13 protein-coding genes are annotated in these 12,773 nt (G+C 72.5%); 5 read left to right on the top strand and 8 right to left on the bottom strand.

Annotated features, from left to right (window positions below; all coding sequences use genetic code 11):
* Positions 1–361, bottom strand: a 361-nt coding sequence (locus G3I40_RS22400; protein ID WP_203644604.1) for a dihydrofolate reductase family protein, incomplete at its 3' end; no start/stop codon positions are given.
* A gap of 38 nt (positions 362–399) precedes the next feature.
* The gene (locus tag G3I40_RS22395) at positions 400–1,371 is read right to left on the bottom strand and encodes a glutathione S-transferase C-terminal domain-containing protein (protein WP_343244998.1); all 972 of its coding nucleotides are present in this window, start codon (positions 1,369–1,371) and stop codon (positions 400–402) included.
* A 163-nt stretch (positions 1,372–1,534) separates the two neighbouring features.
* On the opposite strand from G3I40_RS22395, the gene G3I40_RS22390 reads away from it, so the two are divergent.
* A complete protein-coding gene (locus G3I40_RS22390; RefSeq protein WP_164303923.1) occupies positions 1,535–2,074 on the top strand; it encodes an SRPBCC family protein in 540 nt (179 codons plus the stop codon).
* Here the strand turns inward: G3I40_RS22390 and G3I40_RS22385 are convergent.
* Positions 2,014–2,646 (bottom strand): PAS domain-containing protein, encoded by a 633-nt coding sequence (locus tag G3I40_RS22385; RefSeq protein WP_164303925.1) that lies wholly within the window; start codon positions 2,644–2,646, stop codon positions 2,014–2,016. The two genes, G3I40_RS22390 and G3I40_RS22385, sit on opposite strands and share 61 nt — an antisense overlap.
* A gap of 226 nt (positions 2,647–2,872) precedes the next feature.
* On the opposite strand from G3I40_RS22385, the gene G3I40_RS22380 reads away from it, so the two are divergent.
* Positions 2,873–6,031 carry a cytochrome P450 gene (locus G3I40_RS22380; protein WP_164303922.1) on the top strand — a complete coding sequence of 1,053 codons (3,159 nt, stop codon included), beginning with the start codon at positions 2,873–2,875 and terminating at the stop codon, positions 6,029–6,031.
* A gap of 2 nt (positions 6,032–6,033) precedes the next feature.
* On the opposite strand, the gene G3I40_RS22375 is transcribed toward G3I40_RS22380, so the two are convergent.
* Positions 6,034–6,462: a pyridoxamine 5'-phosphate oxidase family protein gene (locus G3I40_RS22375; RefSeq protein WP_164303921.1), complete on the bottom strand. Its 429-nt coding sequence runs from the start codon at positions 6,460–6,462 to the stop codon at positions 6,034–6,036.
* Positions 6,463–7,104, bottom strand: coding sequence for a peptidoglycan DD-metalloendopeptidase family protein (locus G3I40_RS48165; protein WP_343244997.1), 642 nt, complete (start codon positions 7,102–7,104; stop codon positions 6,463–6,465).
* A 124-nt stretch (positions 7,105–7,228) separates the two neighbouring features.
* Here G3I40_RS48165 and G3I40_RS22365 point away from each other — a divergent pair, with 124 nt between their 5' ends.
* Both G3I40_RS22365 and G3I40_RS22360 read left to right on the top strand, forming a co-directional pair.
* Complete coding sequence (locus G3I40_RS22365) at positions 7,229–7,810, top strand: N-acetylmuramoyl-L-alanine amidase (RefSeq protein WP_164303924.1); 582 nt, start codon at positions 7,229–7,231, stop codon at positions 7,808–7,810.
* Between the two features lie 64 nt (positions 7,811–7,874).
* Positions 7,875–8,111, top strand: a complete 237-nt coding sequence (locus G3I40_RS22360; RefSeq protein WP_164303919.1) for a hypothetical protein — start codon at positions 7,875–7,877, stop codon at positions 8,109–8,111.
* Between the two features lie 47 nt (positions 8,112–8,158).
* Here G3I40_RS22360 and G3I40_RS22355 read toward each other — a convergent pair whose 3' ends face one another.
* The 3 genes from G3I40_RS22355 to G3I40_RS22345 all read right to left on the bottom strand — a co-directional run bounded on the left by G3I40_RS22355 (position 8,159) and on the right by G3I40_RS22345 (position 11,749).
* Positions 8,159–8,548, bottom strand: coding sequence for a VOC family protein (locus G3I40_RS22355; protein WP_164303918.1), 390 nt, complete (start codon positions 8,546–8,548; stop codon positions 8,159–8,161).
* Positions 8,549–8,628: 80 nt separating this feature from the next.
* Positions 8,629–10,470, bottom strand: a complete 1,842-nt coding sequence (asnB, locus tag G3I40_RS22350) for an asparagine synthase (glutamine-hydrolyzing) (RefSeq protein WP_164303917.1) — start codon at positions 10,468–10,470, stop codon at positions 8,629–8,631.
* 331 nt (positions 10,471–10,801) lie between these two features.
* Positions 10,802–11,749 (bottom strand): helix-turn-helix domain-containing protein, encoded by a 948-nt coding sequence (locus G3I40_RS22345; RefSeq protein WP_239091886.1) that lies wholly within the window; start codon positions 11,747–11,749, stop codon positions 10,802–10,804.
* A gap of 91 nt (positions 11,750–11,840) precedes the next feature.
* Here G3I40_RS22345 and G3I40_RS22340 point away from each other — a divergent pair.
* On the top strand, positions 11,841–12,773 hold a 933-nt coding region (locus tag G3I40_RS22340), incomplete at its 3' end, for a S8 family serine peptidase (RefSeq protein WP_164303915.1).

Raw genomic sequence — 12,773 nt, 5'->3', positions numbered from 1 at the left:
GACGCGTGCGCGCGAGCCGTGCGCCCTCGTCCGTCGTGTACAGCAGCCGCTCGCCGCCGGTCGTCCAGAACGGGTCGCCGGGATCCAGGTCGGCGGAGCCGCTGACCGCCACCTTCAGCGGATACGCGGGGCGCCCGGCCGCGACCCGCTCCGCCCGCCGCCGCGCGGAGTTGACCAGCAGCCGGGGCCGGTCCGAACGCAGCGTCCCCGCCCCGACGAGGATCGCGTCGCTGTCCGCCCGCACCGCGTCCACCTGCGCGAAGTCCTCCGGCCCTGACAGCAGCAGCCGTGCGGGCCCGGTGTCGTCGAGGCAGCCGTCGAGCGAGACGGCGGCGGACAGCAGCACGTAAGGGCGGGGCATGAGCGACTCCGTGACCGGGCGGGAAGTACGGACCGACCCTACCGAGGCGCGGGCGGCGTCCCGTCGCCGAACGGGCGCCCGCCGAGCCGCTCCCGCCCGTGCGGGGCGTCCCAGCCGGACAGGTCGGGGCCCAGCGGCACGATGCCCGTCGGGTTGATGCCGGTGTGCACCTGGTAGTAGTGCCGCTTGATGTGGTCGAAGTCGACGGTGTCGCCGAAGCCCGGGGTCTGGAACAGATCCCGGGCGTACGCCCACAGCACCGGGTCCTCGGTGAGCTTGTTGCGGTTGCACTTGAAGTGGCCGTGGTAGACGGCGTCGAAGCGCACGAGCGTCGTGAACAGCCGCACGTCCGCTTCCGTGATCGTGTCCCCGACGAGATAGCGCTGCCCCGCCAGGCGTTGCGACACCGCGTCCAGCCGGGCGAACACGTCCCGGTACGCGTCCTCGTACGCGCTCTGCTCCGTCGCGAACCCGGCACGGTACACACCGTTGTTCACGTCCCGGTAGACGTCCTCCATCACCGCGTCGATCTCGTCGCGCAGCGGCTGCGGGTACAGGTCCGGTGCGCCCGGCCTGTGCAGCGCCGTCCACTCGGTCTCCAGGTCGAGGGTGAGCTGCTGGAAGTCGTTCGTGACGAGCTTCCCGGACGGCACGTCGATGACCGCGGGCACGCTGACACCGCCCGGATATCCGCTCTCGCGGGCGTCGTACGCCTCGCTGAGGTAACGGATGCCGAGGACCGGGTCGCGGCCGTCGGGGTCCAGCGTGAACCGCCAGCTGCGGTCGTCCTGGATCGGGTCGGCGACCGCGAGGGACAGCGCCTCCTCCAGCCCGAGCAGCCGTCGCACCACCAGCGCGCGGCTCGCCCACGGGCAGGCCAGGCTGACGGCGAGGCGGTAGCGGCCGGCCTCCACCGGCCAGCCGTCCCTGCCGTCGGCCGTGATCCGGTCGGCGAAGTGACTGCGGGATCGCTTGAAGCCCTTCTTGCCGTACGCGTCGTTGCCGTTCACGGGTCTGCCTCCCAGGGCGGGTCCAGGTGCGTCGGACGGCTTCGAGCCTGCCCGCAAAGGGCGCCGCGCACCACCGCGCCGCGGGCGGCTGTCAGTGCCCGGTGAGAGGCTCGGAACACCCATCCACCACGGCGACACCGCACGGACCACGGAAGGCGCAGGCATGACGACCACCACCTCCGGCACCTACCTCACCCGGGACGACGGCCGGCCGGCCGTCCGCCTGACCAGGACCTACGCCCGGCCGATCACACGCGTGTGGGCGTACGTGAGCGACTTCGCGGAACTGAAGCGCTGGTTCCCCTCCGCGTTCGAGGCCGAAGAGCTGGTCCCCGGCGCCACGATCCGCTTCTCCGGCGACCCGAACATGCCGGAGTCCACCGGCACCGTCCTCGCCGCGGACGCCCCGCGCCACCTCTCGTTCTCCTGGGGCGGCGACGAGCTCCACCTCGACCTCACCCCGGTCGACGGCGGCGGCACCCGCCTCACCCTGACCGACGTCCTGGAGAGCGCCGACACGGCCGCACGCAACGCCGCGGGGTGGGAGGTCTGTCTGGGCGCCCTGGACGCGGCGGATCGCGGCGAGCCCGTGGCCGGGCCGCATGCCGGGGCGAGCGCGCCGTGGAAGGAGCTGTACGACGCCTACCTCGCGGCCGGCTTCCCCTCAGGCGCACCGGTTCCGGGTCTCGACGACCGGACCTGAGGCGGCCACACCCCGGGTTGGAGCACCCCCAGCGCGTAGGCGCGGGCGACCAGTTCGGTGCGGTTCGCCGCGCCCCACCGCTGCGACAGGCGCCGCAGGTGATAGGTGACGCCGTCGGTCGTCAGGCCCGTCTCGCGCGCCGCCCGCGCCGTCGTCGCGCCCGCCGCGAGCAGCGCGAGGATCCGCTCCTCCTGCGGGTGCAGCGGGGCGGGGGCCGGCGCAGGGTGCGGCGCGGCCTCGCCCGAGGCCCGCACCATCACCAGCAGATCGGGCAGCGCCTGCGGCGTCTCGCTCACCGGGTCGACCGTCAACTCGCCGGTGCGTTCCGTCCCGTCGGTGCCCTGCCAGGTCACCGCGACCGTGTAGCGCGAGCGGCGCCGCAGCTTGAGCGCCTCCACGATCCGGTCGACCTGCGTGCTGTCGCGCGGCACGTACAGCTCCAGCAGGTCCCGGCCCTTGAGCCGGCCCGGTGTGGTGGCCCACGCGGCGGCGAGCGCCGCGTTGGCGATGCGCACGGTCCCGTACGGATCGCACACGGCGACCGGCATCGGGATGCGGTCGAACAGGACCATCGCGCGATTGCGCCACACCACCGCGTCCACCGCTTCGCACCCTCCCGTCGGCACGCCACGCCTGGCGGCCGTCCCCAAGGCCCCGGCCACGAGGGCATCGGGCCACAAGTCCGCCGCACCGTCCGCCACTACACAATCATGTAGTGCGCTGGTACCGGCCGGCGGGGGAGCGGGACCAAGCTGGAAGCGCCGATTCCCCCCACCCGCGAAAGGCAGTTGCCGCACCATGGCGCACCCCGCACTGCTCCCGCCGCCCGCCACCGACGGCGTTCCGCTCGTCGACATCTCCGCCACCGGGCCGGGCCCGGCCCCGCTGCAGCAGGTCATGGGTCTCATGCGTGAGCACGGCCCGGCCCTGGTGCGACGCCTGCACGGCCGCGATGCCCTCTTCGTCGCCGACCTCGACCTCGTCACCGAACTCGCCGACGAGTCCCGCTTCGCCAAGCACATCGGCCCGGCCCTGGAGAACGTGCGGGCGTTCGCCGCCGACGGTCTGTTCACCGCGTACAACGACGAACCGAACTGGGCGCGCGCCCACGACATCCTGATGCCCGCCTTCGCCCTCGGCTCGATGCGCACCTATCACCCGGTCATGTACCGCGTGGCCCGCCGCCTGATCGACAGCTGGGACCGCGCCGCACACGACGGCCACCCCGTCGACGTCCCCGGCGACATGACCCGGATGACGCTCGACACCATCGGACTGGCCGGATTCGGCTACGACTTCGGGTCGTTCGCGAGCGCCGCGCCGCACCCCTTCGTCGAGTCGATGGTGCGCTGCCTGGAGTGGAGCATGAAGCGCCTGGGCCGCACCCCGGGCGGCGACCACGCGGCGGCCGACGCCGCGTTCCGTGCCGACGCCGACCATCTCGCGCAGGTCGTCGACGAGGTCGTCACCGCCCGGGTGCGCGGCGGAGAGCGGGCCGCGGACGACCTGCTCGGCCTGATGCTGAGCGCCGAACACCCCAGGGACGGCGGCACGTTGGACACCGCCAACATCCGCAACCAGGTCATCACGTTCCTGATCGCGGGGCACGAGACGACGTCCGGCGCGATGTCCTTCGCCCTGTACTACCTGGCGAAGAACCCGGCGGTCCTCGACCTCGTCCGCCGCGAGGTGGACGCGCTGTGGGGCGACGACGCCGACCCCGCACCGGACTTCGACGAGGTCGGCCGCCTCACCTACACGCGCCAGGTCCTGAACGAGGCACTGCGCCTGTGGCCCACCGCGGCCGCGTTCAGCCGCGAGGCCCGCGAGGACACCCTGCTCGGCGGCCGGATCCCCGTGCGCGCAGGGCAGGGCGTCAGCGTCCTCGCGCCGATGCTGCACCGGCAGCCGGTCTGGGGCGACAACCCCGAGCGCTTCGACCCGAACCGCTTCACGCCCGAGGCGGAGGCGGCGCGCTCCCCACACGCGTTCAAGCCCTTCGGAACCGGTGAACGCGCCTGTATCGGGAGGCAGTTCGCGCTCCACGAGGCCACCATGCTGCTCGCGATGCTGGTGCACCGCTACCGGCTGCGCGACCACACCGACTACCGGCTCACGGTGAAGGAGACCCTCACCATGAAACCGGACGGCTTCACCCTCACCCTCGCCCCGCGCACCCCGGCCGACCGCCGCCACGGAGCCCTTCCCGGCCGCACCGCGACGCCCGAACAGGACGTCGACAGCGACGAGTTGCCCGTGCGCGTCCGGCCCGGAACCCGCGCGCTGTTCCTGCACGGCAGCAACTACGGCACCTGCCGGAACCTGGCCGCCCAGCTCGCCGACGAGGCGGCCGCCCTCGGCTGTGACAGCGACGTCGCCCCGCTCGACACCCACGCCGGGAACCTGCCCACCGACCGGCCCGTCATCGTCGTCGCCGCTTCCTACAACGGACAACCGACCGACGACGCACGGGAGTTCGCGGCGGCGCTGGACCGCGCGTCCGCCGGTTCCCTCGACGGCGTGCTGCACGCCGTGCTCGGGATCGGCGACCGCAACTGGGCCGCCACCTACCAGCACGTCCCCACCCGCCTCGACGACCGCCTCGCCGCCCTCGGCTCGGAGCGGCTGTGCCCGCGCGCCGCCGCCGACGCCTCCGGCGACCTGAACGGCGCCGTGCGCACCTTCACCGCCGGCTTGCGCGCCGCGCTCCTGGAGCGGTACGGCGACCCCGACGCCACCGACGTCCCGCCCGCGCCCACCGCCACGTACGAGATCCGCGAGATCACCGGCGGCGCCCGCGACCTCGCCGCCGCCCGGCACGGACTCGCCCCGCTGACCGTCACCGAGGCGTACGACCTGACGGCCGCGGACCACCCGCGCACGAAGCGGTTCCTGCGCCTCGCGCTGCCTGCCGGGACCACGTACCGCAGCGGTGACCACCTCACCGTGCTGCCCGTGCACGAGCCCGCCCTCGTCGACCGCGCCGTACGCGCCCTCGGCCTCGACCCGGACACCGTGCTCGACATCCGCACCGACCGCCCGCGCCGCGACACCCTCGCCGTCGACCGGCCCGTCACCGTGCGCGAACTCCTCGCCGAGCACGTCGAACTGCAGCACCGGCCGACGCCGGACCAGGTCGCGCTGCTCGCCGCCGCGAACCCCTGCCCGCCGGAGGCCGCGGCGCTCACGTCGCTGTCCGCCGACGATCCGCGCACCCTGCTCGAACTGGTCGAGGACCATCCGGCACTGCGCGGCGCCCTGGACTGGACCCGACTCCTCGACCTGCTCCCGCCGTTGAGGCCGCGCCACTACTCGGTGTCGTCCAGCCCGGCCCGCCGGCCCGGCCACGTCGACCTGATGGTGTCCGTCCTCGACGCGCCCGCCGCGTCCGGCAACGGCCGCTACCGCGGCACCGGCTCGACCCACCTGGCCGGGCTGCGCCCCGGGGACACGGTCCTCGGCCGGATCCAGCCGTGCCGCGACGCCTTTCGCATCCGCCCCGACGCACCCGAGCCGGTCATCATGATCGCGGCGGGCACCGGACTCGCCCCGTTCCGCGCCGCGATCGCCGAGCGGCACGCCGAACTCCCGCCCGCCCTCGTCTACTTCGGCTGCGACCACCCGGACAAGGACCTCCTGCACGCCGACGAACTGCGCGCCGCCGACACCGCCGGCACGATCTCCCTGCGGCCGGTGTTCAGCGACGCCCCCGTCGACGGCCACGCCTTCGTGCAGCACCGCGTCGCGGCCGAGGCCGCCGAGCTGTGGGCCCTGATCGGGGACGGAGCCCGCGTCTACGTGTGCGGAGACGGGGCGCGGATGGCGCCGGGGGTCCGCGCCGCCTTCCGCGACCTCTACCGCGCCCACGTCCCGGCATCCGACGCGTCGGATGCCGACCGGTGGCTGACCGCGCTCGTCGCCGAAGGCCGCTACGTGGAGGACGTGTACGGCGGCTGATCTCAGCTCGCCCCGAGGTCCGCGCTCAGCCAGTGCTCCGGATGCAACTGGACGAGGGTCAGGCCCTCGGGTCCCGAGCGGCGCAGCGAGTTCTCCACGTACGCGGACAGCACCTCCGGCGCCAGATAGCGGCCGGCGACCTCGCGCAGGTCGTCGGCCGTCGCCGTGCGCAGCGCCACCGGCCCCTCCGCCGACACGTACCGGTACGTCGGCTCGACACGCTGCACCAGGAACGTGCAGCGTCCCGCGGCCGCCAGCAGACGGGCCTTGCGACTGTCGTACCCGGTCACCGCGAGGAAGGCCCCGCCGGGCCGGTACGCGTACCAGATGGGCACGTTGAGCGGGCCGCGGCCGTTGCGGGCGTCCACCGCCACGCAGGCGGGGTGGACGCCGGCCAGGAACTCCTCGCGCTGATCCTTGGTGAGCGGCATCTACTTGGCCGGAATCCTGAGCTTCTGGCCGACCTTGATCAGGTTCGGGTTCGCGATCCCGTTGAGCTTCGCGATCTCGCCGTAGCGGCCCGCGCTGCCCAGCTTCGACTGCGCGATCGCCCCCAGCGTGTCCCCGGCGCGCACGGTGTACGACGCCGGGGCCGAGGTCTTGCGGGGCGCGGCGGTCTTCTTGACGGCCGTCTTCTTGGCAGCGGCCTTCTTCGCGCCCGCCTTGCCGACGCCGTGCCCGGAGAGGTAGGCGAGCGGGTCGGTGTGCGCGTTGTACTCGTTGCGGGTGCGGGCCTCGAAGTGCAGATGAGGGCCGGTCACGTTGCCGGTCGCGCCGGACAGCCCGAGGCGCTGGCCGCCGGTGACGGACTGCCCGGTCTTCACGTCGAGCGAGTTCAGGTGCGCGTACAGGGTGAAGCGGCCGTCGTTCATCTTCACGATGACCGCGTTGCCGTACGCGCCTTGGTTGCCGGCCGTCACGACCGTGCCGGGGCCGACGCTCTTGACGGGAGTGCCGGTCGGTACCGCGAAGTCGACGCCGGTGTGGAAACCGGCCGCCCAGCCGCCGGGCTGGCGGTACTTGGCGCTGACGCGACCCTTGTCGACGGGCATGCTCCAGGTGCCGTTGCTCATGCTTCCGTTGTACCGGCGGTGCCCGCCTTCCGCATGTGGCGCACTCTGCCCCATGCCCCCAAAGACGCTCCCGACCTGCGGTTTCGCCAGTTTCTCCCTAAGGTCCCATGACATGGCAGAGCCGATGAGCGCGGACGAGTTCGCCGCCGCCCTGCGCGCCGAGGGCGTGCCGGTGACCGAGTGCGGCCCCTGGCGCACGCACCACCGCAATCACAAGGGCGCCTGGGGTCCGGCGCACGGCGTGATGATCCACCACACCGTCACCAGCGGCACCGACGCGACGGTGCGCCTGTGCCGCGACGGGTACGAGGGGCTGCCCGGGCCCCTGTGCCACGCCGTCATCGCCAAGGACGGCGTGGCCCACCTCGTCGGCTACGGTCGCGCCAACCACGCGGGCCTCGGCGACCCGGACGTGCTCGCGGCCGTGGTCGCCGAGGCCGCCCTGCCGGCCAAGCAGCAGGCCGCGGTCGACGGCAACCGGCACTTCTACGGCTTCGAGTGCGAGAACCTCGGCGACGGCAAGGACCCCTGGCCCGCCGCCCAGCTCGACACCATCGAGCGGGCCGCCGCCGCGCTCTGCCGCCACCACGGCTGGAACGCGCGCTCGGTCATCGGCCACAGTGAGTGGCAGCCCGGCAAGATCGACCCGAAGGGGTTCACGATGACGTCGATGCGCGAGCGGATCGACGAGCGGCTGCGCGCATGAGGTCCCTGTGCGGAGCGTGAGCGTCAGATAGCGCGATTGCCGAACCGGCCGCAGAATCAGACGTATGTCCTTTATGTCCGCGGGTGTGACGTGGCTCGGACTCGGCCTGACGCTCGGCACGGCCGGTCTGGTGACTTATGGTCTCGCGGCGCTTCCCTGTTCGGGGACCGTCCGCCAGGAGGACGCCGAACTGGTCTGCCGCCCGGCGCGGCGAACGGCCTTGGCCCTGGGCGCACTGGGGGCCTCGGCGCTGGTCGTGGGAACGGTCTTCCTCGTACTGCATGTGACGAGCTTCCGCTGACAGGCGGACGGGAAGTGCCGGATGGCACTTCCCGCCCGCCTGGTGCCTCAGCTGTCGCCGCCCCCGTAGGGGCGGGTGATGACTTCCATGCCGTGGTGCGCCGGATCCATGAAGTACACGCCACGACCGCCGTCGTTGTGGTTGATCTCGCCCGGCTGCTTGCCGTGCGGATCGGCGAAGTACGTGATACCGGCGTCCTGGATGCGCTGGAAGATGCCGTCGAACTCCTCCTCGGTGACGAGGAAGGCGTAGTGCTGGGTCGCGATCGACTCGGCGGGAACGGACGCGAAGTCCAGGGTCACGCCGTTGCTGAGGTCGAGAGCGACGAACGGGCCCCATTCGGCCCCGACGTCGAGCCCCAGGACGTGTGCGAGGAATTCGGCGGATTCCCGGTTGTCCCGGGCGTGCACGATGGTGTGGTTGAGCTGTACGGCCACGATGGATTGCCTCCAGAAGGCAACTCCGGCACCTCCATGCCTCACCCGGACGGTGACCGGCACGCGATGCTGCGGGGATGTTACTCCAGGACCAGCTCCGGGTTGTAGAGGTCCAGCCACAGGGCCAGGTCCAGCGTCCGCTCCAGGCCGCGGCGCGAGGCCTGGGTGATCTGGGGTGCCTCGCGGTGCGCGGCGCGGGCCACGCGGTCGCGGTCGACCAGGTCGAAGACGCGGTGCGAGGGGCGGGTGAGCAGGTCCTTCGCGTGGTCCTGGAGAGCGACCGCGTACTTGGGGTCCTGCGTGGAGGGGTACGGGCTCTTGACCCGGTCGTACACCGACTGCGGCAGCACGTCGGCGGTCGCCTCGCGCAGCAGGCTCTTCTCGCGGCCGTCGAACGACTTCAGCGCCCAGGGAGTGTTGTACACGTACTCCACGAGCCGGTGGTCGCAGAACGGCACCCGCACCTCCAGGCCCACCGCCATGCTCGCCCGGTCCTTGCGGTCGAGCAGCACCCGCACGAACCGGGTCAGGTGGAGGTGGCAGATGCGCCGCATCCGGTACTCGAAGTCGCTCTCCCCGTCGAGGCGTTGGATGCCGCGGACGGCCTTCGTGTAGCTGTCGGCGACGTAGCCCTCCAGGTCGAGCCGCTTGCCGAGGTCGGTGCGGAGCACGTCCGCGTCGTCACCGAAGTGCCGGCCCATCCGCACCAGCCAGGGGAACGTGTCCGCGTTGCGGGCCTCCTCGTCGAAGAACTGAAGGTAGCCGCCGAACACCTCGTCCGCGGACTCACCGGACAGCGCGACCGTGGAGTGCTCACGGATGGCGCGGAACAGGAGGTACAGCGACGCGTCCATGTCGCCGAAGCCCGCCGGGATGTCCCGGGCGCGGATCACCTTGGCCCGCACCTCCGGGTCGGCCAGCGCGTGCGAGTCGAGCACGATGTCGCGGTGGTCGGTGCCGGACGCGTTCGCCACGTCGTGCACGAACGGGGTGTCGGGCGTGCCGCGCAGTTCGTCGGCGACGAAGTTCTCCGCCTGGCCCATGAAGTCGACCGCGAAACTGCGCACGGTCTCGCCCTGCCGGCCCAGCTGCCGGGCCGCGATCGCCGTCATCGCCGACGAGTCGAGCCCGCCCGACAGCAACGTGCAGCGCGGCACGTCGGAGACGAGCTGGCGGCGCACGATGTCGTCGAGCAGCTCGCGCACCGTGGCGATCGTCGTGTCCCGGTCGTCGGTGTGGGCCCGCGTCTCGAGCGTCCAGTACGCGCGGCTGCGCAGGCCGGAGCGGTCGACGGTGACGATCGTGCCGGGCTCGACCTCGTGCATCCCGTCCCACACGGCGTGCCCCGGAGTCTTCACGAACGTGAACAGTTCGCGCAGCCCGTCGAGCGTGACCCGGCCCCTGGCGAGCGGGTTGGCGAGGATCGCCTTGGGCTCGGAGCCGAACAGCACGCCGTCCGCGGTCTCGTAGAAGTAGAAGGGCTTGATGCCCATCCGGTCGCGGATCATGAGCAGCTTGTCGCGGCGCCCGTCCCACACGGCGAACGCGTACATGCCGTTCAGCCGCTCGGGCAGTTCCTCGCCCCACTCGAGGTAGCCGCGCAGCACCACCTCGGTGTCCGAGTCGGTCCTGAACTCGTGGCCACGAGCAGCGAGTTCGGCCCTCAGTTCGGTGTAGTTGTACGTCTCGCCCGAGTACACGAGCGCGACCGTGCCGCTCGGTGTCGTCACGGTCATGGGCTGCCGGCCGCCCGGCAGGTCGATGATGGCGAGCCTGCGGTGCCCGAGCGCGGCAGGACCCTCGATCCAGGTGCCGCGGTCGTCGGGGCCGCGGCACTCCATCGTCTGCGTCATTGCATTCAATGTCTCGGCCGAGGCCCGCAGGTCACGGTCGAAGGAGACCCAGCCGGTGATGCCACACATACGCTTCCTCCTGCTTCCCGAACCGCCGTGAACAGCCCGATGCGGCCGCAGGACCTGCGGATACGCAGGCGCGGCTGCCGTCGGTGCCGAATCTGTTGTACACGGCATCTATGTATCGAGCGTGTGTCATGGCGGCGGCCCCGGTCAATGTGCCCGTAACGCGGCGGGGGGTCCGTCCGGAGGGTTTCGGCCGCGGGGGGACCGGTCGACCGGAATGATCCCCTTCGCAAATCCCTTGCGAGGCGGGGTACTTGGCAGAAGTTGCCTCGGGCGACCAGTGCGATCCGGCCAACGGCAAAGCTTTGATCAATCCTGGCCCGCGCGGTCCGGCTCAGATCCACCCGCGCCGCTGCGCGATCACCCCGGCCTGGAAGCGGTTGTCCGCGCCGAGGAGTTCGTGCAGCCGGCTCATGCGGCGGCGCATCGTCCGTACCGACCAGCCGAGCTGACGGGCTATCGCCTCGTCCTTGAGCCCACTGACCAGCAGCGACAGCATCAGCCGGTCGTCCGCGTCGAGCGGCCCCTCGGCAGGTGCGTCCAGCGGCTCGGCGGCGCGCCAGCACAGGTCCCAGTGGTCGACGAGCGCGTCGAGCAGCGCGGAGGGACGCAGCACCGCGGCGCGTACGTCGGACAGATCGAGGGAGAGCGGCAACAGGGCGATCCGGTCGTCGGCGATCGCCAGCTTCACCCGCAGCCCGGGCAGCACCCTCGCCTGTTCCCCGTGGTGCACCAGACGGCGGATGTCGTCGAGGACGCCGGGCCACTCCAGCGCCTCGGGTGCGTAGACCGCGCGATAGGAGACGCCCTCGGCGAGCGCGGTCTCCTCCACCGGGTTCTCCGTGGTCAGCGCGTACGGCGGCCGGTCGAGGGTGCGCACCTGGTGCCGGGCCTCCTGCTGCAGGCGCACGAACCAGCGGCCGAGCGCCTCGCTGCCGTGCACGATCTCGACCTCCTCGCCGCCGCCGTGCCGGCCCGCGGAGAACAGCCGCGACAACTCGGCAGCCGAGGACCTGACGCGGTCCAACTCGGCCGCCCGGACCCGGACCAGCGCGTCCACGGCGTGCTCGGGGTCGATCGCCGCGTACCGGCGCCGGGCCCCCGACAGCCGGCCGACCAGGCCGAGGTCGTGCAGCCGTGTCAGGGCGCGGCCCACCCGGTCCGCGGAGCACGCCAGTTCCTCCGCGAGCTGGCCGGGGGAGGCGGCCTGAGTGGCGAGCAGGGCACGGTAGACGGCCTCGTCGAAGGGGTCGACACCGACGGCGGCGAGCTGATCTTTCATGCCGGGATCCTGGCCCATGTGTGCCAGGGGCAGCAATGGGCCAGGGCGATTCGTTGTGCGCGGGGCCCGCCGCCGGATACCAACTGCCTGCATGGGCACTCACATACGACACACACGCCTCGGCGTCCGAAGACCCCTGCACGCCGCGCTGACCGCCGCCGTGCTCGGCGGCATGCTCGGTGCGGCACCCGCCGCCCAGGCGGCCGGTGCGCCCGCACGCACCCGCGTCATCGTCGAACTCGACGGGGCCACCGCCCTGCAGGCACCGAAGGGGGCGGCCGCCGACGCGCGCACCGCCGACGTCCGCACGGCGCGCGCCGCCATCGACGAGAAGCAGGACGCGGTGGTCGACGCCGCGAAGGAGGCCGGCGCGGCCCCGACGTCCGTACGCCGCCTGGGACTTGTCCTCAACGCGGTGGCCATGACCGTCGACGGGGACGAGGTGGCGGGGCTGCGCGCGCTGCCCGGCGTGAAGGCCGTCGTCCCCGACACCCGGATGAAGATCCAGGCCACCGACGCGCACGAACTCGTCGGCCTGCCCGAGGTGTGGAAGCGCCCGGCGCCCGGCGGCGGGAAGGCCACCGGCAAGGGCGTCACCGTCGCCGTCATCGACTCCGGCGTCGACTACACGCACCCGGACCTGGGCGGCGGTCTCGGCGAGGGCCACAAGGTCGTCGCCGGGCACGACTTCGTCAACGACGACGACGACCCCATGGACGACAACGCCCACGGCACCCACGTCGCCGGCATCGTCGCCGCGAAGGCCGCGGCGCCCGGCGGCGTGACCGGCGCGGCCCCCGACGCCCAACTCCTCGCCTACAAGGTGATGGACGCCGACGGCTACGGCGAGACGTCCACGATCATCGCGGGCATCGAGGCCGCGATCGACCCGGCCAATCCGCACCGCGCCGACGTCCTCAACCTCAGCATCGGCGGTCCCGGCGACGGCACCGACCCGCTGGGCCTCGCCGCCAGCGCCGCCGTCGACGCGGGCGTCGTGGTCGTCGCCGCCGCGGGCAACGAA

The sequence above is a fragment of the Streptomyces sp. SID14478 genome, from assembly GCF_010548525.1.
Classification (GTDB): Bacteria; Actinomycetota; Actinomycetes; order Streptomycetales; family Streptomycetaceae; genus Streptomyces.
The sequence above is the reverse complement of the archived record's forward strand: the minus strand, read 5'-3'. Positions and strand labels throughout refer to the sequence as shown.